Raw genomic sequence first — 23,663 nt, forward strand, 5'->3', positions numbered from 1 at the left:
TTATGAACAAGAAAAATTGGCTACTCGTTTTATTAGCTTTTGTATTTACAGTTACAACTTTCTCTTCTTGTAAAAAAAGTGACGACGATAACGATTCTGATAAATCAGACGAATGGTTTGAAAAAGCTGCATTTAAAGGGCCACAAACTTCATCTGCTGCAAGCTTTTTGATAAATAACATTGCTTATGTTTCAACAGGTTTAGCAAGTAATGCTGGAGGTAAACCTTTCCGTGTTCAAGATACTTATGCATATGATGCTGCATCCAATACCTGGGCAGAAAAAGCTCCTTTTACTGGTGTAGCAAGAAATGGCGCTATCGGTTTTTCTATCGGTAATATCGGTTATATTGGCGGTGGAAATGATGGAACCAATAACCTAAAAGATTTTTACAAATTTGATCCTACAGCTGATGGTGGCAAAGGTACATGGTCTCCTATTGCTCCCCTACCAATTGCCTTATCAAATGCAGTTGCATTTACATTAAATGGAGCAGCATATGTGGGTACAGGTGAAACTGTTGTTAACGGTGGAATAACTAATACAAATGAATTCTATAAATATGACCCAACTGCAAACACATGGCAGGCGATCAGTGATGCACCTTTTTCTGCAAAAAGAAAATCAGCATTCTCTTTCGTGGTAGGTAATGTAGCATACGTTGGTGGTGGTATTTCAAATGGTTCTTACCCGAAAGATTTCTACAAATTTGATGGTAGCAAATGGACTAAATTGAACGACTTAAACAGAGCTGACAACTCATACACTTATGATTTAACACGTTCTAGTGCTGCTGCATTTGCGATTAATGGTACTCCATTTGTTGTGGGTGGCTACAAAAATGCGGTCATCAATAGCGTTTGGAAATATAATATCGGTGGCGATTTTTGGACAAATGACAATGGCAACTTTGCTGGTTCAGCACGTCAGGATGCAATTGGATTCGCAGTACAAAACAATGGTTATGTAACTACGGGTCTGAACGGATCGACTCGTTTTGACGATACTTGGATGTTTACTCCGATTTATTAATCGAACTAAAATCAGCATAAAAAAGGGGGATGAAAACTAAGTTTTCATCCCCCTTTTTTATGCTGATTGATGCTGTATTTCGAAGGCTCAAACAGATATCCGAATCAATTTCACTCGTAGACTCCTATATTAGGAACCCAATAGAAATCTTCATGACTACTGCGAAGTTACCTTTAGCCGAAGCGATGATCCCCCTGTGCAGGGGGGGCATCGCTTCGGCTTCAAATAAAGCTCCTTCGGCCACGTCAAGTGTCATAAGGGAATATATATTCAAATGATTTCATTATTTCGAATGTACCGCCGATATATCGATGGTGTCAAAAGAAAAAAGCCATATCCGAGGATATGGCTTTTCAAAATATTTTACCTGGTCTACCACTATTTTTCAATCGCTTTGATTTCATATAAGGTATTCCAGAGCTTACCCGTCACAAACAAACGTTTATTTGCTTGATCATAAGCTATCCCATTCAGTTCATTGTCATAAGCGGAGGTATGCTCATAGATCCCGACTAGGTTAATCCTACTCTCTACGGCGCCTGTTGCCGGATTGATAATGACGATAACGTCTTTCTGATAAACGTTGGCATAAACTTTTCCATCAATATATTCCAGTTCATTCAGTTCATCAACAGGTCCATTCTCGTCATATACACCAATCACATTCAGTTCTTTTCCCGTCACTGCGTCCAAAAAGAATAATTTGTTGGAACCATCCGACTTGATCAAGTGTTTTCCATCATAAGTAATCCCCCAGCCTTCTTTGCTATTTTCGTATTTGAACGACCCCTCTTTTGCAAATGAGTTTTTATCAAATACATATCCTTCGCCTTGCTGCCAGGTCAACATAAATAGTTTATTACCCACTAATGTCATTCCTTCAGCAAAGGTTTTTTCATCGAATTTAATCTCTTTCAATACTTTACCAGTCTTGAGATCAACTTTTCTGAGGTTTGACTCACCATACCGCCCATTTGATTCATATAGTACTCCATCGGCAAATTGAAGCCCCTGGGTAAATGCCGTGGTGTCGTGCGGGTATCTATTGACAACCTCAAACCCATAGTTCTTGGCACTTGCTGGAACTACGTAGAAAGTGCTCGATACAGAATCGGCCTTACCACCACTGTAGACCGTAGCAGAAATATTACGCGTACCATAGGCCATATCTTTGGTTTCTACCATAATGGCCACCGTATCGGTTGTAGAACCCACGTGTTTATCGTCCACAAAATAAGCGACTGAATCCATGGTAATTGCGTCAAATTTTAATTTTAATTGTACTTGACTGCCTTTTAACACGGCCTGGTTCGCTTCTGGAGATGCAAATTCCAAGGCAGTTTTTTTCGATTTACAGGAAGTAAAAGCAAGTATTGCTATTGCTATAAAATACGTGATTTTTTTCATCTATATAATTTATTTATAAAGCGGATGAAACGATCTGATTTATTCGCACAGCTGGGTGTTCAAATAAAAATACAATGGCTTCATTTCTATAATTTAAAAACTCAAACTCAAAAAAGACGGTATGTAAGCTACTTGAATGTAACATGAGCGGGCTCATCCTAAATCTAATAATTTACGAAGCATATCAGGCATCCCAAAATGCGTCTTTTATATAAGTAAGTTCGGAATGCGCTCCATTAGTCACAGCCACAACATCGAATCTTACCTCCCCGACATAAGCATGTTTTAAGATATACGCCTGAGCTGCTCGAATCAGCCGCCGCTGTTTCGGGATATTCACAAATTCAAAAGGTTCGCCAAAATCTGTTCTCGATCTTGTTTTCACCTCCACGAATACCAGCGTATCGCCATCCTTGACGATCAAATCTACTTCTAAATTCTTATATCGCCAATTTCTTAACACAATTTTACAGCCCATCCTGATCAGATACTCCATAGCCAATTGTTCACCCTGCGCTCCTATTTCAAGATGTTTTGCCATACTATACAGTTACTTTACGATCGTATTACCCAAAAATCCCCCCAGAAGACGCTCTGCTTCTTTGAGCTTTTGATACTTAAAGATAAGCACTTCCAAATTAGCAACATCCTGTTCCTGTTTCATTTCCTCACGAATATGATGCATTTCAGCCTCGATCTTACGTTTTTTTATCCGATAGATGGCCGTAACAACCAGTTGTTTGAGATGTTCATACTCCTGGCTTACATAGATCTTACGTTTATCATCATTCCAGTTTTCGCTGAGCGAATATTTCGTTGCCACGCAATTAATTGCCAATTCAGAAACTGCCGCATCGGCATTAGAATAAAATAATTTTGGATCGGGAATTTCATAATTTTCGGCAGCATCCCGATATGCTTTCAAAATAAATGCCGCCGCCTTATCTTTAAAGACAACATCGCTCATATTTCCTAACAATACACCTGCAACAGGAATATCACCGTCTCCCTCCCAGGTCGCCAGGTAATCCCCATAGTTGATCAAGATGCGGATGATTTCACGTTCCTGTAGGATCTCAGCAGTCAACTGTGTAGGTTGTTCTGTCGCTTCTATGGCCGGCATGCCGCCCCGTTCATCATCCGTCATGAAGAAATCAGGTGGTGGGCCGTCTATTCCAAAAGGAGGCATCCCTGTATTTGCGGAACTGCTCTGTGCTTTGCGCGCGGCATCCTTATCCGCTTTCTTTGCTTTATTCAACCTTATTTTGTTGAGTTCGGCAAGCAGAATCCGCTCCTCAATATCCAATAAGCTACTACACTCCCGAATAAAAACAGAAACCTTAATCTCGTCGGGAATTAGCGCAATACTTTCAACTACATCCCGTATGACTTCGGCCCTCTTGATCGGATCGTTGTTGGCATCGCGAAGTAAAATATTGGTTTTATAGAAGATAAAGTCCTGCTGATGGGATTTCACATAGTCCTTAAACGCTGTGGCGCCATATTTTTGCACATATGAATCGGGGTCATTTCCGTCCGGAAAGAGTAATACTTTGACGTTCAAACCTTCCTCGAGCAACATATCGGTACCGCGTAATGAAGCCTTTATACCAGCTTCGTCACCATCATAAAGTATGGTTACATTTTTGGTAAACCTTGAGATTAATTTAATCTGCCCTGTCGTCAGGGAAGTTCCTGAAGAAGAGACCACATTTTCCACCCCTGCCTGGTGTACAGATAAGACGTCTGCGTAACCTTCGACAAGGTAGCAGTTGTCCTCTTCCATAATCGCCTTTTTGGCAAAGTTCAAGCCATAGAGTACGTCTGACTTATGGTAAATCTCACTCTCTGGAGAGTTTACATATTTGGCTACCTTTTTATCTGTTTTTAGCGTACGACCACCAAAACCGATAATACGTCCCGTCAAATTATGGATAGGGAACATGACGCGCCCCCTAAAACGATCGTAGAGCGACTTATCATCACGCTCGATAGCAAGTCCACCTGCTACCAGGTAATCCGGATGGAAGCCCGCTTCCTGTGCTTTATCCACCAAGGCCGTCCACTCTTCTGGCGAATAGCCCAGTTCGAATTTCTTAATGATATCCTCGCGGTATCCGCGTTCTTTGAAATAATTAAGTCCGATAACCTGCCCCATTTCGCTTTTCCAGAGTTGCTCCACGAAAAACTTGCCTGCCCAGGCACTCAGCACATAAAGGCTTTCTCTTTTATCTTGGGCTGCCAACTGCGCAGGAGAGCGTTCAACCTCTTCGATCTCAATAGAATATTTATCAGCCAGGTACCGAATCGCCTCAGGGTAGGAAAACTTCTCTAGTTCCATGACGAACTTGAGCGAGTCGCCCCCAACACCGCAACCGAAACATTTGTAAATACCTTTTGAGACAGAAACGTGAAACGAAGGTGTCTTTTCGTGGTGAAATGGACAGTTTCCGATCAATGAGGTACCACGCTTCTTTAAATCAACGAAGTCACCCACCACTTCTTCTATCCGTGCCGTTTCCAGTACTTTATCAATAACCTCTTGCTTTATCAAAATCGTGCTCCTATTTTAATGTAAAAATAATATAAATCTGATAGATTTCAGTTGCAATGCAATTATTTATGCCAACCTATTCTGTTATAATCAAATCGTTCCAAAGGGATTCTTCGGCGTTGTCCAGCGTGGAGCTTGCCAGCTAATCTACGGAGGGGCATAAGAATGGCGCTCGCAGCAAGCTGGGGGCAATTTAGATGAGGTCGCCAAAGCTATTGGTATGGATACGCGTATCGGTTCCAAATTCCTAAAAGCATCTGTTGGATTCGGGGGTTCTTGTTTCCAAAAAGACATCCTCAATCTTGTGTATATCGCACGCAGCTATGGACCTACGAAAGTTGCTACATACTGGGATCAGGTCATCTTAATGAATGATTACCAAAAACACCGCTTTGCCGACAACATTATCAAAACGCTATACAATACAGTGTCAGGGAAAAAGATTGCCTTTCTGGGCTGGACATTCAAAAAAGAAACCAATATACCCGTGAATCAGCAGCGATCTATGTTGCCGATTATCTCTTAAATGAACAGGCCGAAATTACGGTATACGATCAGAAAGTACAGCAAAACGAATCTATGCGGACTTAGATTATCTGAACACATTCGTCTGAAGAAAACAGGGCATTAATTAATGTTGTCGATACAGCTTACGAAGCCTGTAACGAGTCGCACGCTGTCGCCATATTGACAGAATGGGATGAATTTAAAACCTATGATTCGAAAAAAATCAAAGATGAGATGAAGAAACCTGCTTTTGTATTTGATGGACGGAAGTGATTGAATAGGAAACAACTTGAAGACCTGATTTTAAATACTACGCAATTGGGGAATAACCTTTGCAAAGGTAAAAAATAACCCTCAGTTTTATCCGTATTTAAAATATGGATAGCGCTGAGGGTTTTGTTTGTGCCTGTTAGCAACGCATAAGGAAAGAGAGATGAAACACAAGCGAAGCAACAGGACTTTTTATCTTAATTGTTTAACATGCCATAAAATTCGTTCATGTAATAAGATTCTTGTAGCGCATCCCGAAAGTTTTGCCATTGCTCCTCATCGAATGAAAAAACAATATCGGGATAAGGTGTCTTCATAATCAAGCGAAATTCACCATCAGGAAATGTACTGAAAAAAAGTTCATCCCCATTGCTCTTGATAATATTGAGAAAATCGATAAACTTATTCTGCGTAAATGTCAGTACAAAACTTTGCTGCCAGATATAATATGTTCTGCACTTATGGCAAACACTAATGTGGGTATCTCCGCGTTGACTTAGAATCTTGGTATCACACATACTATACATATTTATTTAGACTCATTATAAATAACATCCAAATGTAAGCATTGTTTTTAGAATAACAAGTATTTTTTTAAAAAAAGCCATTGATTGTGTTTAATATTGAAAAACTGGAAATTTTATTGTGATTTATCAAAAAACCAAACAAAACGCAGTATGCTGACATAAATAAATGGTTATTTGACAATTTATTCAAAAAATTAAAAGTGAATTCCATTTTCATGTAATTAACCCTAATTTTGAATAATTACAGACTAGAAACCAATGTATTATGAATAAACCCAAATAAACATATCAAATGTTTACTTATGGAGATACCCTCGCTGGCATTTATTACTAACCGTTGTCCATCTCCACTTGACATTGATAAAAAAATGTATATCAATCAATTAATATTAAGTAAAAATTATAAACAGGCCTTGACCTTATTTAATAAAATCTGTATAATTGAAAAAAGTTACATTCCTTTAAACTACCAATCTAAGGAACTCAGCTTCACACTACCACATCATGAAAAACGATAAATATGCGTCTCATAATAACATAAGCCTATTAGCAAGGCTTCGAGAAGGCGATTTAGAGGCTTTCAATATTTTATATAATAGGTATTGGTCTGTGCTGCTAGATGAATCCTACAAAAGGCTCGAAGATCTAGCTTCTTGTGAGGAGATTGTTCAAGATGTATTTATCGACCTTTGGGAACACTGTTCAAAAAGAGAAATCCTTAATGTGGAGGCCTATCTTTTTACCTGCATGAAATACAAGGTCTTCGAAACGTATAAAAAAAGCAAACGCAGAAATGTATTGATAGCGGAAAATAAGCAACTCTATCAAGGTCAGGAAGTTGTGGATGGCAATACCTATGGGGAAAAGGATCTAAAATCGCTTATCGAACAATGGGTATCTAATCTTCCGCAAAAAAGGCAAGAAATTTTTAAAATGAGATATCTGGATGGACTCACAACAAAAGAAATCAGCGACCTGACGAAAACTTCCCAAAACACCGTCCAAAATCATCTCGGTGTATCGATTCAAAAACTAAAGAAACTTGTTCTCCAGCACTTTTTGACATTACTTATGATTTTTTACACCTGTAAATAAGCTACTTACAAATAAAAATCTATTTAGACTAGTACATTTTCCTCACTCAGGGGCACTATTTAAGTGAACTTGTACTAATCCTATGCAATACCCTAACCAAGAGCTTGAAAAGCTCATTGACAAATACTTAAACGGCGAAGCCAGTTCGGAAGAAGTAGAGCTTGTAGAACGTTTTTTCGATTCATTCTCATCCCGGCCAAATTTACTCAAAACACTTCCTGATGAGGTACAGGAAGCCCTGAAAACACGTATTCATAGTGGCATTATGAACAAACTAGCGCCTAAAAAGAAACGTACATTCAGTTTCGCTCAAATTGCCGCAGCTGCTGCCCTCTTGTGCTTCGCTTTTGCGAGTCTATATTTATACCAAATAAAAGCGCCCAACAATCAAGAAATCATGCTAACCAATGGACAACAACGTCAAATTGTGCTTGAGGATGGCACAAAGATTACACTAAATGCCTCGAGCAAGATAATCTACCCTACTTCATTCAAGGACTCGAATACACGTGAAGTTACCTTAATAGGAGAAGCATTTTTTGATGTCGCAAAAAATCCTTCCAAACCTTTCCTAATTCACACACCAAGAATGGAAATCAGTGTATTGGGTACTGCATTCAATGTCCGTGATTATGCTGAAGAAAACAATGCCGAAACAGCTTTGGTGCGTGGTAAAGTATCTATTTGGAAAACAGGGAGCCACGATCAGAAATTTATACTAAAACCCAAAGAAAAATTTGTGATCACAAAGTTAGATGGATCTGTTAAGGAATCCGCCGATACAGATTTTAAAACTGTAGCAACTCCTACGGCTATAGCTATCCAACCATTCTCTGTATCTGAAAAGGATGGTTCTGCTTTAGAAACCGAATGGTTATTAAATCGAATTACAATTCAAGATGAAAGATTGCTTGATATCGCGCTGAAATTAGAGCGCATGTATGGAGTAGAGATCAAAATTACAAATAAAGCAATCGCTAGCCAACGCTACTCAGCGACATTCGAGAACGAACAACTTGAAAATATCTTAAAAGCATTACAAACTGTCAATTACTTTCAAATAAAAACAACGGGGAAAAATCAACTACAGCTATTTTAAAAACAATCAACCTACATAACTCCATGAACAAAACAAAACCCAAATTTAGAAAAGAATCGAGATTGGCTTTACTGCTCGTTTGTCTAAGCACCATGCATGTACAGAGCTTTGCCTATTCTCAAACTGAAAAAATTGATGTCTCCATCCGAGGCGGAAAGCTTGAAGATGTCTTTCAAACAATCAATGACAAGAGCAAATACAAAATGTTCTTTAGCAAAGCGAGCCTACCTAATGCGACGGTCAATATTGTAGGAAAGAAAATCAGTATCAAAGATATTCTTTCCCAATCGCTAGCAGGGAGCAACTTAACATGGGAAATATTGGACAACAATATCATCGCTGTAAAGGAAAAACAACAAAATCAGCAACACATAGCGGGTCAAGTAGTCAACGAAAATGGAACGCCCCTAGCTGGCGTGTCGGTCATGATAAAAGACTGGCAAAAAGCAGAATACCGCAATATGCAAACCAGTACCGCAACTGATGTCAATGGGCAGTGGGGGCTCCGTATTCCAAATGACAATGTCATTATAACCTTTTCTTTTATAGGGTATCAAAAGATTGATATACCAGCGAAACAACTTATAACTAGTCCTACCCCGATCAAGCTTAAACCCGAAGAAGGTAGTTTGGAAGAAGTGGTCGTTATCGGCTATGGTACAACAACACGAAGACTGAATACAGGTTCAGTTGCTTCGATCACTGCAAAAGACATTGCTTCCCAACCTGTAAGTAATCCCCTTGCAGCGCTTTCCGGAAGAATGTCTGGCGTATTAATCGCTCAAAACAACGGTGTACCCGGAAGTGCTGTTCAGATTCAGATCAGAAACCAGGCATCATTAAGTGGAACAACTTCAGGATCAATCCCATTATATGTTGTTGATGGGGTTCCTTTCACCAATTTTAATGGTGGACAACCAGCTACCGATAACCTCAATTCATTTGGTATCTCAGCTTCTTCTGGTGGTTTAAGCCCGTTCAGCATGATCAATCCCGCAGATATTGAACGCATCGATGTCTTGAAGGATGCAGATGCCACAGCGATCTACGGTAGCCGCGGAGCTAATGGTGTTGTATTAATCACAACCAAGAAAGGTCAAGCTGGCCGTACCCGTATCGGTGTCAACTTCAATACGGGATTTACTGAGGTCAACCGCTTTATCCCCATGTTAAATCTGGATGAATATCTGACCTTAAGAAAAGAAGCTTTTGCCAATGCTGGAGTTACGCCCACTGCCGATAATGCACCGGATCTTATGCTATGGGATCAGAACAAATCGACAGACTGGCAGAAAATGCTGATTGGAAACAAAGGCCATATAACCGACGTGCAGGCGAATATGTCTGGCGGAAACGAGTCCACCCGCTTTTTCTTCAATTCGGGATATAGACGTGAAAGCACCGTATTTTATGGGGACAGCAAAAATAGTCGGTTTACATCCCGCTTAAATCTGGATCACACCTCTTCCGACAAAAAATTCAATGCCGCCCTATCAGTTAGCTATGCCAATGATAATTCGGATATGCCTTCATCGGATGTGACATCACTCTACAATTTGGCGCCAAATTATCCAATTTATGGCGACAATGGAAAATACTATTGGCTACCATCCTCGGCGTTTATAGACAATCCCATCGCCATGCTTGAACGGAAATACTTTGGCAATACCAATAATCTGATCTCAAATGTTAACTTAAGTTACAAAATAGTACCAGGACTGACAGCAAAAGCAAATTTTGGTTATACCATCACACAATTGAATCAAAATGACCAACGGCCAATTACTTCCTTAAACAATACCGTCTCCAACCCGCTTGGTTTTTCCAGTTTCTCCAATACAAAGGCCGAAAATTGGATTATTGAACCGACATTGGATTATGTAAAAAATATCGGCGAGGGTAAATTGACGGCTTTGATCGGAACAAGTTTTCAGCAGAATTCGTCGCGCTCTCAGACAACCAATGGTTCCAATTATTCAAACGATGCCCTTTTGGGTTCACTCAGTGCCGCAGGATCATTCACCGCCAGCAACAACCTCGTATACTACAAATACAATGCAGTATTCGGAAAAGTAAATTACGACTGGAAAGCGAAATATTTGTTTAATGGAACGTTCAGAAGAGATGCCTCATCTCGCTTTGGTCCTAAAAATAGATTTGGAAATTTCGGTGCCGTAGGACTTGGATGGGTATTTGGAAAAGAAGATTTTGTGCAGGATAATCTCCAATTTTTGAGCTTTGGTAAATTGAGAGCGAGCTACGGAACAACAGGAAACGATCAGATTCCCAATTATCTCTATCTCCCACTCTACTCTACGTCATCGGCTTATCTAAACAATCCTTCCATGAATATCGGGAGGCTTCCCAATGAATATATCAAATGGGAAACAACAAAAAAACTGGAGTTTGCACTCGATCTGGGTTTCTTGAAGGATCGAATCCTATTTACGGGGAATTTTTTCAGAAATCGTTCTTCTGATCAAATCACTGATTTAGTTTTGAGTACCCAGACAGGCTACAATAGTTATATGGAAAACCTACCTGCGTTGATCCAAAATACAGGTTTGGAATTGGAGTTGAATACCACCAATGTGACAAATGAAAATTTTACATGGAAAACATCAGCTAACTTTACATTTTATAAAAACAAGCTCGTAGAATTTCCTGGGCTTGAAAACACATTCTACTCAAGTAATTTTCTAGTTGGTGAGCCGCTCAATATGATTCGTTTGTATCACTATCAAGGTGTGGACGCGGCAACAGGAAGAGCACTGTTTGAGGATCGTAACGGTGATGGAGCTATTACAGCTGACGACCGCTATGTAGCAGATTTAGGTACGCCTTTCTATGGCGGATTTAACAATACCTTTTCCTACAAAGGCTTTGAACTGGGCGTATTCTTTCAATTTAACCACCGCTTTGGTGTGACCAAAATCCTCAATACAAGACCTGGCGCTTTGGTCAACCAAAACGATTACTGGTTGGACCGATGGACACCAACGAACACCAACGCAACCATCCCAGGTGCTATTATTCCAACAATACCTGGCGTGTCGAATGATGGAGCTGAGCTAAGCAATTCTTACAATCAATATACCAACTCCGACGCAGTTTATGGTGATGCTTCCTATATTAAATTAAGATCTGTCAATCTATCTTACAACTTACCGAAAAGCTGGACTTCGAAATTAAAAATGTCCAATTGTAATGTTTTTATGCAAGGACAAAATCTCTTTACCTGGGCCAAGAATAAATATGTTCTGGATACCGAAACAACCGTCCAAGGGGGGCCATCTGGTCTAGGTACCGGAACGATCGCCCAGGTATTGCCTCCATTGCGCACCATTGTATTTGGATTTAACTGTCAATTTTAAAACTCGAGATCATGAAATTAAACATCAATAAAAATATATTACTATTAGCCATTACAAGTGGAACTCTTCTTGTCAGTTCCTGCGAAAAATTTGTGGAGTTGGGTGCTCCTCCAAATCAGGTACTCGCTGGCGAAGCATTCGCTACAGACGCTTCCGCGAATAGCGTCATACGTGGATTATATGCCACAACACTAAGCATCAATCTCGCCGGGACTTCAACCTTCTATACGGGGATTGCTGCAGACGACCTTCAATACAATAATGCTGATCCGAATACCTCCGAATTTGCCAGCAATAACCTATTGAACACGAATGGCAATGTCGTAAATTTCTGGTCAAATTGCTACCAACTTATCAAGAATGCAAATAATGCAGTTTCAGGTCTCGAAGCATCCAATACTCTTACCCCAGCTGTCAAAGATCAGCTTTTGGGCGAAGCTAAATTTTTCAGGGCTTATGCCTATTTCTATCTCGCTAATCTTTACGGCGATGTGCCCTTGCAATTACGCGACGACCTACACGCTTTTGAAGACGCAACGCTTTCACGGGCTCCTGTACAACAAGTGTATGATCAAATCATTGCAGACCTAAAAGATGCGGAGAGCAAAATGGCTACCACCTATGACGCAACCGCAAGTCCAAGAGGCCGTGCCAACAAAGCTGCCGCCAGCGCACTATTAGCGAGAGTTTACCTTTATCAAAAAGACTATCAAAATGCAGAGTCATACGCAACCAAAGTGCTGCAATCATCTGATTATGGTATGCCTACACCAGACAAAAACTTTGTCAACTCAAGTAATGAGGTTATTCTACAACTTGCGAGCCAGAGTGGAGTGACCACATTTGGTGCCAATTACATAACGACAGCCACAGTTGCACCGGGGTACACCTTGCCTGATGCAGTATACAACAGCTTTGAGACCTCGCCTACAATGGACTTAAGAAAGACAAATTGGACAAGTCCAAAGACGGTCTCAAACAAAATCTATTATGCCATAACCAAATATAAAGTAGCCTCGGGAACAGGATCCGAATATCACATCGTGCTTCGCCTAGCCGAACAGTATCTTATTCGGGCTGAAGCAAGAGCCAAACTAGGGAAGCTTGCCGAAGCCCGGACTGATGTGGACGCCGTGCGTGCGCGTGCCGGACTTGCTGGGCTTAGTAAAGCGTTAAACCAAACGCAATTATTGCCTGCAATAGAGACCGAACGCCTCCATGAATTTTTTGGTGAATTTGGCCATCGTTGGCTTGATCTCAAGCGGACCGACCGCGCTACGGCTGTCCTTTCACCGATCAAATCAAACTGGCAAGCCACAGATGTCTTATTCCCGATTCCGCAAACACAGATTTTGATCAACAGGAACTTGACACAGAATCCGGGATACGAAGATTAATGAATTTAAAAATTATAAAATGAAAACAAACATCTTAACGGCTGCTTTCGCATTTTCGCTGACGGCAGCCTTTGCGCAGCAGCCTGCAAAAAACAAATACCAACAATACCTGCCTATTATTGAAAAAGGTACGTTGGTACAAAAGGATTCACTCGCCAATGTATTGATGAGCGAATTAAAAACATATAAATCAGAAGAAGACTATCGCACCACGATCAACGTTTTACGCTCTTTAGGTAAAGAAGATATGCAGGCTTCGGTAGAAACATTGGCAAAGAAAAAATATCCAAAAGGATCACTGACACGTGATGCCTTTATCACAGATGTCTATTACAATGCAAGTATGCCAGTACAGAAAGAAAAAGCGTATAATGAGCTCCTAAAAAAATGGCCAATTAAAACCTTTAGCGAAGAACCGTTGACATACGATTATGTATTAGCTAATCTGGCACAGAGTTTTGCCAACGACGGAGATGCACAAAAAGCAGTTCATTACCTAGGGGAAATGAAAGAACGATTCTGGCGTGGAAATGGATATATCCCTGTCGGTCAAATTCTATTGAGCGCAGGCGACACGACTACAGCGGCTCCACTGTTAAAGACCGCTATGGATGATAGCTATTACTATTTAACCCTTCCCGAGGATCAAAAAGACAATAAAGCTCGCTTTGCAGCGATGGGGTATGCAAGCTCCATGTCAGCTTATGTAAATATTCTTGTTGCTCAGAAAAAATACGCTGACGCGCTAACTTATATTGAAAATGCGCTCAAAGCTGCGCCAGAGCAAGCGGACGGTCTTGCCATGGTGTATTACAAATCATTAATGGGTACAGGCAGAAAGCTGGAAGCATACAACATCTTGACCAAATTGTATGCTAAAGGACAGTTTGCTATTGAAAATGATCTTAAAAAACTATATACGGAATTGAATGGATCAATACAGGGATACGAGAACTTTAATGCTTCACTGAAAAAGGAGTTGACCCAAAATATCCGTAATCATATCAAGGAGATGGCAACCTTTAAACCAGCGCCCAATTTTGAACTACTCAATCTAAAGGGTGAAAAAGTATCTCTGGCCAGTCTAAAAGGAAAAGTTGTAGTCTTAGACTTCTGGGCAACTTGGTGTCAACCTTGTGTCCGCTCATTCCCCGGTATGAAAGCGGCTCAAGAATCTTATGCAAATGATAAAGATGTACAATTCTTATTCATGAACACTTGGGAACGCGATAAGAATTATAAAGAAAATGTTGTATCCTTTATCACAAAAAATAATTATCCGTTTGAAGTGCTTTACGACGATCAAAAAGATCCGCAAACTGGTGAGGTCATGGCAGCGAAATTTGGCGTCAAAGGTATTCCAGCCAAATTTATCATAGACAAAGAAGGAAATATTCGTTACTTTCTGACCGGATCTACGCCAAACGTGGACTATATCAAATTAGAAATGAAGGAGCTCATCGAAGCTGCCAAAAAACCTTATAAAGGATAAAAATACAAAAGGCTGTCTCCGACATTTGCTCAATACAAACATAGGTGACAGCCTCTTTTTTGTGAATGCTAGACTAATTCAAGCCTCTTTTTATCAATAAATATTTCGGATCAGGATCTGTCCCCCTGAAAATACGGTACATTTTTTCCGGATCATCCGTTCCACCTTTTTCAAGGATATTCTTACGGAATGAGTCTGCTGTTGCCTGATCATATAAAGATTTCTCCTTAAAGGCAGCAAAAGCATCTGAGTCTAATACTTCCGACCAAATGTACGCATAGTACCCTGCAGAGTAACCCCCGGCAAAGATATGTTGAAAATAAGTACTTCTATAACGCGGAATAATTGCATCAATAATGCCTATTTTCTTCATTGCCGTTTTTTCAAACGCATTGATATCTTTGGAAATCTCTTTTGTTGTGGCATGGTAGTTCATATCCAGCAATGCTGCTGAAAGATATTCTACTGTTGCAAAGCCTTGATCAAAGGTTCCTGCTTTTTCCATTTTTTGGATCAAGGAATCTGGCATAGCCTCTTTGGTCTTAAAATGTTTCGCATAGGTCTTTAATACCTCGGGATCTGCAGCCCAATTTTCCATGACCTGGGATGGCAATTCCACAAAGTCACGTGGTACTGAAGTTCCGGCCATTGATCTGTATCTCACATTGGAGAGCAGACCATGTAAGGCATGTCCAAATTCGTGAAACAAGGTAGTCGCTTCGTCAAATGTCAGTAATGCCGGATTCTTTCCGACAGGTTTTGTGAAATTACATACGATAGAAATTACTGGAGCAACACGTTTGCCATCTTTTGTTGATTGATTGCGGTAAGACGTCATCCAGGCACCGCCACGCTTAGATTCACGTGGAAAGAAGTCCGCATATAAAAGTCCCAAATGTGAACCATCTTTGTCCTTCACCTCATATACTTCAACTTCTTTATGATAAGTTGGTACATTGTTTAAAGCAACGAATGTCAGACCATATAGTTTGTTTGCCACAGCAAATGCGCCTTCGCGGACGGCTGGTAGGCTCAAGTAAGGCTTGATCTCATCCTCGTCCAAAGCAAAGCGTTTTTTACGGATAATCTCCGTATAATATCTCCAGTCGTAAGGTGCTACCGCAAAACTGCCCCCTTCTGCTTTTATCTCTTTGGCGATATCGGCTTCTTCGCCTTTTGCTTTCGCCAAAGCTGGCGTCCACAATTTATTCAATAAGGCATATACATTTTCAGGTGTCTTGGCCATGGATTCCTCCAGCACATAAGCTGCGTGCGAAGAATAACCCAATAGTTTAGCTTTTTGAAGGCGCAGATTAACAATCTTCTGAATAAGTGCTTTGTTGTCATTCGTATTGTCATTGTTACCACGCATCTGATACGCTTCCCAGATCTGCTTTCTCAGCTCACGATTTTTGGCATATTGCAAGAAAGGCATGATCGAAGGATTCTGTAAGGTAAACACCCATTTGTCCTTTTTACCCTTGGCGACGGCTTCTTCAGCAGCCGCTGTCTTCAGTGACTCGGGTAGGCCTTCCAACTGGCTGGCTGAATCAACCACAAGCTGATAAGCGTTGGTTTCAGCCAATAGATTCTGGCCGAACTGTGTTGTCAATGTCGAAAGCTCGGCATTGATCTTTTTCATTTTTTCCTTGTCCGCATCTTTCAAATTTGCACCTGAACGTACGAAGCTCTTATAAGTCTCTTCTAGTAGCTTATTATCCTGAGAATCTAAGCCAAGCGTATTACGGCTGTTCCATACCGTTTTGATTTTATCAAATAACTTGGAGTTCATCGAAATTTCATCCGAATGACTCGATAATACTGGAGCTAGCTCCTTTGCAATAGCTTGAATACTATCATTGGTATTGGCGCTATTGAGATTATTAAATACAGTAGATACGTTGTTTAATAAACCTCCCGCATTTTCGAGGGCTACTATCGTATTTTGGAAAGTCGCTTTATCGGAGTTGTTGACAATAGAGTCAATCTCCAGATTATGTACTTTTATTGCCTCTTCAAAGGCAGGTCTGAAATGTTCGGTTTTGATCTTGTCAAATGGTGGAACATTAAAGGGCGTTTCATAGGCTAATAAAAGAGGATTATCTGTCATCATTTTTTTTTCCTCACAACCAACAAATGCAGTTGCCACTATGATTAAGAATGGCAAAAGTTGTCTTTTCTTCATATCGTCTGATTATTCCTGATTTTTTTTTCAAAGATAATAAAATTAGGCAAATACGGGACTGCTCTTCTGGACATCAGCAAGCACCCTAAAAACCGTCATCCTATTGTAAAACAAAAACTTATTCGCAAATCTTGTTAAAAATATTCTGTCAATTTGGATAAAAATATTTTAATGAACGCTATTAACCGTTTCTTTTGGGGGTGTGCAGGTGTACATCAAGAAACTCTTGAAAAGTATCCCGAGGAGCATAGTAAGTACACAGCCATAGGTGCTACTATCTTCTTTACCGGATTATTTGCCAGTCTTTCTGGTGGATATGCGCTATATTTTGTATTCAGCGGAGGAACCTTAGATTGGCTTCTGGCGATTGCATTTGGCATCATTTGGGGCTTGGCGATCTTCAATATGGATCGATATATCGTATTGAGCATCAATAAATCCAAAAGTGGTTGGATGCAGCTCTTACAGGCCTTGCCCCGTATTTTGTTGGCTATTTTAATTGGTTTGGTCATTTCACGACCATTGGAGTTGAAAATTTTCGACAAAGAGATCCGGGAGAATTTGCGGGTACGTTTCCTTGCCGACCAGCGTGCAAAAATTGATACCCTTAACAGTACATTCAATAAAAAATACAGCAATGAGGTCAATCAGCTAAAAACGATGACCGTAGAACGCGATTCACTGGAATCAAGTATCAAAACCGACCGAACCAAATTGAATTATGAAATCTTCGGCAATAAAACGACAGAGACATCAGGTGTGATGGGTTATGGTCCGTACGCTAAAATGAAGGAAGAAGAGCTTAAAAAGAAAGAAGCTTATCTGGATACCTTACGTAACAAAATAACGGGGCAACAAAATGCCATCCGTCAAAAGCAAAAATTTGAAGGGATACTGGATCACAAGGTTTTATCAAATGCGTCTTTGGACAGCGCAGTCAATGTAGCAGGTTTTGCGGACCGTAATTCGGCACTGGGCAATCTACGCTACGACGCCAACGGCAAGGTCAACGAGTCCAATGCAAATGCGGTTTTCTTTATCGCGCTGCTCTTTGTCTTTCTGGAATGTCTTCCTGTCATTGTCAAGCTTTTGGCCGGACGTGATCCTTATGACAATGCTATTCAAAATCTAAGAACCTTACATGATTACGAATCGGATACGAACCTCAATGTCGAGAAAGAGGCTGTCGATCGCTTAAAGGATACCTATGTGGATGTTTCAATCAATAAACGTATGAAAGAACTGTAGGGAGATATGAGTATTGAGACTTTAGTAGGGTCAAGCCTTCGGCTTACGACCTTAGCTTGAGGATTGAAGAGCTTGCTTGCAAGAAGCCAAGCGCTTTTATGATCAGCTCTTCAATCTTTGTTGTTATTCCTGCGGAACCTGTCGGACAGGAGGACTTCATTATTCGTCTTCGTCCAGAAATTTAGCGTCGATCTGCTTGTTTGCCTTTGCACCTAAGCGTTTCAGCTTCTCTACTTTCCCGATGACATTTCCAGCACCTGTTGACAGTTTTTTGGTCGCATCCTCATGGCTCCTCAAAGCACGTTCCAGCTGATTCTGGACTTGTTCCATATCAGTCAGGAAACTCACGAATTTATCATACAAACTGCCGGCTTCCTTGGCGATTTCAATGACATTACGTGTCTGGCGTTCTTGCTTCCAGATACTGGCTATGGTACGCAATGTCGCCAGCAGCGTGGATGGACTTACGATCACGACTTTGCGGTCCCAGGCATCACTAAATAGATCCGGTTTTTGCAAAACCGACATACTCAAGGCCGATTCAATCGGCATAAACAACAACACAAACTCGGGCGATTCTATTCCGTATAGCTCATGATAGTTTTTAGCGGACAGTTCCTTCACGTGATTTTCAACGGACTGAACATGTTGCTTCGCAAAAATCGCCCGGTCTTCATCGGTTTCGGCATTTACCCAACGCTCGTAAGCGATCAAGGACACTTTAGAATCTACAATGAGATGTTTATCCTCTGGAAGATCAATAATCGCATCGGGTTGCATTCTCCGGCCTTCTGCATCCATCAAGGAAACCTGTAGCCTAAATTCACGATCCTTCATCAGTCCCGAACGTTCCAATACCCTCTCCAAAATTACCTCACCCCAATTGCCTTGTTTTTTCGTATCTCCTTTTAACGCTTTGGTTAAGCTATTGGCTTCATCTTTTATTTTGAGGCTTTGTTCGACCAATTGCAATACAACGCCCTTCAGGGAATTGCGTTCAGCCGCTTCCTGGTTATAATTTTTATCGACTTTCTCTTCAAACAATTTGATTTTTTCCTTTAAAGGATCGAGGATCAGGCCGAGCGAACGGTGGTTCGTTTCGGTGAATTTTTGGGTTTTCTCTTCCAAAATTTTATTGGCAATCACCTGAAATTCGGTATTGAACTGTCTTTTAATTTCAGCTATTTCGTTCTTTTGCTCCTGAAATTTATCGAGCTGCGCTTCGTAAAAAGAACGAGTACTTTCCAGCGAACGCTCGGCAACCAACACACTTTCACGTTCTTTGTCCAATTCATCTCTCAGCATCAGACGTTCTTCCAACAAACTTTGTTCCCGTTGCTGGGAACGCGCCAGTTCTATTTTCAACGTCTCTATTTCTTTACGCTGACCAATATCTACAGCAGGAGCCCCACTTCTTTTCAATACCAAGATGATCAAAACGACCAACAGCAAAACAATTCCTGCAAAGAAAAATATTTCCATGATTTATATTTTAGGAGAATAACAGCTTCTGCTTCTTATTGACCGCTTAGCTGCTATGAATTTTTAATCTTTTAATGACGATAGATCGCCCTGTGTTGCTACCTATTGTAGTTTCTGATGCGTCTTCCACCACAGATCGGGCATCTCGCCAGAAATAGCCAGCTGGTAATCTTCGTAACGGCAGGGCACGAGATAATAACGTTCGTTGACTGATTTTGACCCAAAGTAAGGTACTTGGATCCACCACCGGTCGGATTTTTTGCTTTTCACAAAAACCAATTCATGTTCCTCATTCTCCAGTGTAGTACGATAAATGATATAGGCCGATTTAGGATATAACGGGGTATCTTGCTTTCGGTTGTAATAGCCATCAATAAAGCACCAGATCATCTGTGAAACCAGCATCGCAGTCTGTTCCATGGGGTCAAACGTGGGATTCAATTCATAGAAACCAATAGAGGTGCATTTGTCCGACATACCGGCATAGCGTGCCAGCTGACACGCTTCGTCGCCATACAGACCATTTGGAATCGCATTGGCATTTCCAGGGGCTTCTGAGGCGCGGATGGCGCCAATGTCAAAACTAATCAAGTCGGCAGCACGGATAAGGGGTTCGGACTGATCCATTTTACCTGCAATCATACCCACGCGCGTAGCGTTGAAAAACAGCTTGTCGTACATATTGATCGATTCCTTGCTGACAAGGTAGGTCTGATAAGCAATGGAATTCAGGTTAAACAAATAATCAGGTTGATGTAGGATGATGTGATTAACATAAGACCGCGAGTTGAGGCTGACATTTTCAGCTTCCTCCTGGTTGAGATCAAAACGCGGATCCACAATAGCAAGCTCAATCTTTCGTTCTAAATTCTGATAGCCTAGATATTGTGCATAAGTCAAATCCTGTCCGCCACCAATGATAATTGGAAGGATGCTGGCTTTCACCAATTCCTCTACCACAGATTTCAATGCGACATAGGTATCTTGTATGGTATTGCCCGCTTTTATATTGCCCAAATCAACTATATTCATCTTATAATCACCTTGATACAGCGTATAAAGATGTTTGCGTACCGCATCAGGAGCTTTGTCGGTCCCATTGTTATTGATGGATGCCCGATCTTCCTGTACACCGACAATCGCCAACTGGGGTTTTTCACTTTCCTCCCAAGTAGGAAAATCAGTCTCATAAGCCTGGATCACATTCCCTAACTGGGAGTTCAGGAAACCATGCTCAGGGGAGATACCTGTAGTTGAGATCGGACTGAAAAATACGGACAATGACGACATAAGCTATAGTTTGTTTAAGACACCTCATTTTTTGGGATGCAACTCACACAAATATCCATTTATTAACTAACTTTTGAAAACATTATTTTTAACAGTATCTTTATCAAGTGATATTAATAACTGGAGGAACAGGTTTTTTAGGGTCTACGCTAATCAAACAATTGATAGACCGCGGAATTGACGTCATTGCCATCAAAAGAGCTCAATCGACTATTCCGGCAGCCCTACTGTCCTCATCATTGATTCAATGGATTGATGCAGATATCAATAATTATTTTGAGCTCGAAGATGCGCTGGAAGGAGTGACAAAAGTATATCATTGCGCGGCGCTGGTCTCCTATCAGAAGAAAGACACTAAATCACTTTTTAAGGTCAATGTAGAAGGGACGGCACATATCGTCAATCTATGTTTAGAAAAGGGCATTCGCTTGCTTCATGTCAGCTCAATCGCGGCTTTGGGGACAAATAAGGACAACCTGCCAGTCTCGGAGAAAGACCATTGGGAGCACAGTCCGACGACTTCCAATTATTCGCTTTCTAAATATCAGGCAGAAATGGAAGTCTGGCGCGGTATTACAGAGGGGCTGGACGCTGTTATTGTGAATCCATCTGTCATATTGGGGGCAGCGGCCAAAGACAAGGGATCAGGAGCATTGTTCTCAATGATCAATAAAGGATTGAAGTTTTATCCCAAGGGGAGTGTTGGGATAGTTGACGTAGAGGATGTTGCAACAATCATGATCCAATTAATGGAAAAAAGTGATATTACCGCCGAACGTTATATCATCAATCACATCAACATCCTCAACAGAGATTTACTCAGTATAGCCAGTGTCCTGATGAACAAGCCTGAGCCTACGATTGAAGTTTCCGAAACACTTCTTCAGATCGCATCCACTGTCTCGGGTATGTTATCTGTTTTCAAGAAATCGGGCTCTTCGCTGACCAAAGAAACAGCCGCGGCATCAAGTGCTAAATTACAATACTCCAATGCAAAGGTCCAATCACTCTTGAACCACAGCTATCGTCCATTGGAACAAACATTAAAAGAAATTGCAAATTTGTACAACAAACAGTAAAACGATATAAATAATAAACAACCGAACCCTGAACCCGTCATGAGCGTATCAAACTATCCGATAAAAAAATAAAGCCTGCATGTTTATGATTGATTCATTTGCTAAACAGTATTCCAGTGAAACAATCACAAACCTCCAATGCTTATTAAGGAATGATTAGTTGCCCATGATAGCTTCATCGTCATTAAAAAAAAGTTATTACGATGAAACCATCATGAGTTTAACCAAATCACGATTAATGATACGTACCGTTCATGATCGCTTCATCACCATTAAAAAACAAGTTATACGATGAAAAATTATTACATCATTGATTTTGATAGTACATTTACACAAGTAGAAGCGCTCGATGAGCTCGCCCGGATCTCACTTGAAAATCATCCTGACCGCGAAGCCATCTATCAAGAAATCGAACGATATACCAACCTTGCGATGGAAGGCAAACTTTCTTTCCGCGAAGCACTTGCCGGTCGGGTAAAATTATTGAATGCCAACAGAAGTCACTTGGACAAACTGGTATCTCACCTCAAGAAAAAGGTATCAACATCCTTCTCCCGTAACCGCGAATTTTTCAAAAAACATTCAGATACGGCTTGGATCGTCTCTGGAGGTTTTAAGGAATTTATCACCCCCGTTGTGACGCCCTATCATATCAAAACCGAGAATATCTATGCAAATACGTTCAGATTCGATGCGGAGGGTAATATTATCGGGTTTGATGAAGAAAATCCTTTGTCCAATGAAGGTGGAAAAGTACAACTTCTTAAACAACTCAATATCGAGGGACGGCTTTTTGGCATCGGCGATGGTTATTCGGATTTCCAGCTAAAAGAATCTGGATTGATTGAAAAATTCTTTGCCTTTACAGAGAATATCCAGCGCAAAAGTGTCACTGAAAAAGCAGACTTCATTACACCGAGCTTTGATGAATTCTTGTACGTGAATGATTTACCACGTGCGATCTCTTACCCCAAAAATCGGATTCTTTGCCTCATTGTCGGCGATGTACCAGAGATTGCAGCGCATATTTTAAAGAGAGATGGATTCTCGGTTCGCACAAAAGAGACTTTCGAAGAAAAATATGTGAAGGATGTTGGGATGCTTTTGCTGGGTAACAATATCGACATTACCGATGAACAACTACAACAGGCAGATAAACTAAAAACGATCGGATATCTGGGCGATATCAAGGGGCATATCAATAAGGATATCTGTAATGCCAAAGGAATTGTCGTCTTTGATGATAAAAAAAGCAAGAAGAAAAATTCGGAATTTATCCCACGTCGAATGGCCGAATTTATCAACAACGGTGATACATATTTAAGCCGTAATTTCCCGAATTTGGTCTTACCAAAAGTAAAACAGGTGACAAGATTGCTGCATATCCATAAAAACGTTCCGGGTATTATGGCCCAAATCAATAAGGTATATGCACAGAATGATATCAATATCGTTGCACAGTTCTTGATGACTAAAAGTGATATCGGTTACGCTGTCACCGATATACAAGGTGAATATGATAAAGATCTATTGAAGCAATTGAAACAGATTGAAAATACGATAAAGTTTAGAATATTGTATTAGATCATTGGATCGGGTATCTACGCCATGATGGTGACTCCAATT

19 protein-coding genes are annotated in these 23,663 nt (G+C 40.7%); 11 read left to right on the top strand and 8 right to left on the bottom strand.

Features of this window, described 5'->3' with window-relative positions; all coding sequences use genetic code 11:
- The first annotated feature begins 2 nt into the window (after positions 1-2).
- Entirely contained in the window at positions 3-1,031 is a 1,029-nt protein-coding gene (locus B4A24_RS02245) for a Kelch repeat-containing protein (protein WP_293942138.1), read from the top strand.
- Between the two features lie 124 nt (positions 1,032-1,155).
- On the opposite strand, the gene B4A24_RS02250 is transcribed toward B4A24_RS02245, so the two are convergent.
- The 4 genes from B4A24_RS02250 to dnaG all read right to left on the bottom strand — a co-directional run bounded on the left by B4A24_RS02250 (position 1,156) and on the right by dnaG (position 4,992).
- A complete protein-coding gene (locus B4A24_RS02250) occupies positions 1,156-1,287 on the bottom strand; it encodes a hypothetical protein (RefSeq protein WP_293942141.1) in 132 nt (43 codons plus the stop codon).
- Between the two features lie 122 nt (positions 1,288-1,409).
- On the bottom strand, positions 1,410-2,438 hold the full coding sequence (locus B4A24_RS02255; protein WP_293942144.1) for a glutaminyl-peptide cyclotransferase: 1,029 nt from the start codon (positions 2,436-2,438) through the stop codon (positions 1,410-1,412).
- A gap of 184 nt (positions 2,439-2,622) precedes the next feature.
- Positions 2,623-2,979 carry a YraN family protein gene (locus tag B4A24_RS02260; RefSeq protein ID WP_293942146.1) on the bottom strand — a complete coding sequence of 119 codons (357 nt, stop codon included), beginning with the start codon at positions 2,977-2,979 and terminating at the stop codon, positions 2,623-2,625.
- A gap of 9 nt (positions 2,980-2,988) precedes the next feature.
- Entirely contained in the window at positions 2,989-4,992 is a 2,004-nt protein-coding gene (gene dnaG / locus B4A24_RS02265) for a DNA primase (protein ID WP_293942149.1), read from the bottom strand.
- A gap of 220 nt (positions 4,993-5,212) precedes the next feature.
- Here dnaG and B4A24_RS02270 point away from each other — a divergent pair, with 220 nt between their 5' ends.
- Complete coding sequence (locus B4A24_RS02270; RefSeq protein ID WP_293942152.1) at positions 5,213-5,518, top strand: hypothetical protein; 306 nt, start codon at positions 5,213-5,215, stop codon at positions 5,516-5,518.
- A 104-nt stretch (positions 5,519-5,622) separates the two neighbouring features.
- Positions 5,623-5,772, top strand: a complete 150-nt coding sequence (locus tag B4A24_RS23790) for a UDP binding domain-containing protein (RefSeq protein WP_349681724.1) — start codon at positions 5,623-5,625, stop codon at positions 5,770-5,772.
- A 194-nt stretch (positions 5,773-5,966) separates the two neighbouring features.
- On the opposite strand, the gene B4A24_RS02280 is transcribed toward B4A24_RS23790, so the two are convergent.
- Entirely contained in the window at positions 5,967-6,287 is a 321-nt protein-coding gene (locus B4A24_RS02280) for a hypothetical protein (protein ID WP_293942155.1), read from the bottom strand.
- Positions 6,288-6,800: 513 nt separating this feature from the next.
- Between B4A24_RS02280 and B4A24_RS02285 the strand changes: the two genes are divergently transcribed.
- From B4A24_RS02285 to B4A24_RS02305, 5 genes are all read left to right on the top strand, one after another.
- Positions 6,801-7,391, top strand: a complete 591-nt coding sequence (locus B4A24_RS02285) for an RNA polymerase sigma factor (protein WP_293942158.1) — start codon at positions 6,801-6,803, stop codon at positions 7,389-7,391.
- Positions 7,392-7,473: 82 nt separating this feature from the next.
- The gene (locus B4A24_RS02290; protein WP_293942161.1) at positions 7,474-8,490 is read left to right on the top strand and encodes a FecR family protein; all 1,017 of its coding nucleotides are present in this window, start codon (positions 7,474-7,476) and stop codon (positions 8,488-8,490) included.
- Between the two features lie 23 nt (positions 8,491-8,513).
- Positions 8,514-11,864: a SusC/RagA family TonB-linked outer membrane protein gene (locus tag B4A24_RS02295; RefSeq protein WP_293942163.1), complete on the top strand. Its 3,351-nt coding sequence runs from the start codon at positions 8,514-8,516 to the stop codon at positions 11,862-11,864.
- Between the two features lie 11 nt (positions 11,865-11,875).
- On the top strand, positions 11,876-13,261 hold the full coding sequence (locus B4A24_RS02300; protein WP_293942166.1) for a RagB/SusD family nutrient uptake outer membrane protein: 1,386 nt from the start codon (positions 11,876-11,878) through the stop codon (positions 13,259-13,261).
- A 19-nt stretch (positions 13,262-13,280) separates the two neighbouring features.
- The gene (locus B4A24_RS02305) at positions 13,281-14,753 is read left to right on the top strand and encodes a TlpA disulfide reductase family protein (RefSeq protein ID WP_293942169.1); all 1,473 of its coding nucleotides are present in this window, start codon (positions 13,281-13,283) and stop codon (positions 14,751-14,753) included.
- 73 nt (positions 14,754-14,826) lie between these two features.
- Here the strand turns inward: B4A24_RS02305 and B4A24_RS02310 are convergent, their stop codons facing one another.
- The gene (locus B4A24_RS02310; protein ID WP_293942172.1) at positions 14,827-16,938 is read right to left on the bottom strand and encodes a M3 family metallopeptidase; all 2,112 of its coding nucleotides are present in this window, start codon (positions 16,936-16,938) and stop codon (positions 14,827-14,829) included.
- Positions 16,939-17,109: 171 nt separating this feature from the next.
- Here B4A24_RS02310 and B4A24_RS02315 point away from each other — a divergent pair, with 171 nt between their 5' ends.
- Positions 17,110-18,186, top strand: coding sequence for a DUF4407 domain-containing protein (locus B4A24_RS02315; RefSeq protein WP_293942175.1), 1,077 nt, complete (start codon positions 17,110-17,112; stop codon positions 18,184-18,186).
- A 159-nt stretch (positions 18,187-18,345) separates the two neighbouring features.
- Here the strand turns inward: B4A24_RS02315 and rmuC are convergent, their stop codons facing one another.
- Positions 18,346-19,668 (bottom strand): DNA recombination protein RmuC, encoded by a 1,323-nt coding sequence (gene rmuC / locus B4A24_RS02320; protein ID WP_293942178.1) that lies wholly within the window; start codon positions 19,666-19,668, stop codon positions 18,346-18,348.
- Positions 19,669-19,770: 102 nt separating this feature from the next.
- Positions 19,771-20,958, bottom strand: a complete 1,188-nt coding sequence (locus B4A24_RS02325) for a formimidoylglutamase (RefSeq protein WP_293942181.1) — start codon at positions 20,956-20,958, stop codon at positions 19,771-19,773.
- Positions 20,959-21,065: 107 nt separating this feature from the next.
- Between B4A24_RS02325 and B4A24_RS02330 the strand changes: the two genes are divergently transcribed.
- Both B4A24_RS02330 and B4A24_RS02335 read left to right on the top strand, forming a co-directional pair.
- Positions 21,066-22,037, top strand: coding sequence for an NAD-dependent epimerase/dehydratase family protein (locus B4A24_RS02330; protein ID WP_293942184.1), 972 nt, complete (start codon positions 21,066-21,068; stop codon positions 22,035-22,037).
- A 291-nt stretch (positions 22,038-22,328) separates the two neighbouring features.
- Positions 22,329-23,621 carry an HAD-IB family phosphatase gene (locus B4A24_RS02335; protein WP_293942187.1) on the top strand — a complete coding sequence of 431 codons (1,293 nt, stop codon included), beginning with the start codon at positions 22,329-22,331 and terminating at the stop codon, positions 23,619-23,621.
- Positions 23,622-23,663: the final 42 nt, after the last annotated feature.

This window comes from Sphingobacterium sp. UBA7249 (assembly GCF_002472835.1).
GTDB classification, from domain to species: domain Bacteria; phylum Bacteroidota; class Bacteroidia; order Sphingobacteriales; family Sphingobacteriaceae; genus Sphingobacterium; species Sphingobacterium prati.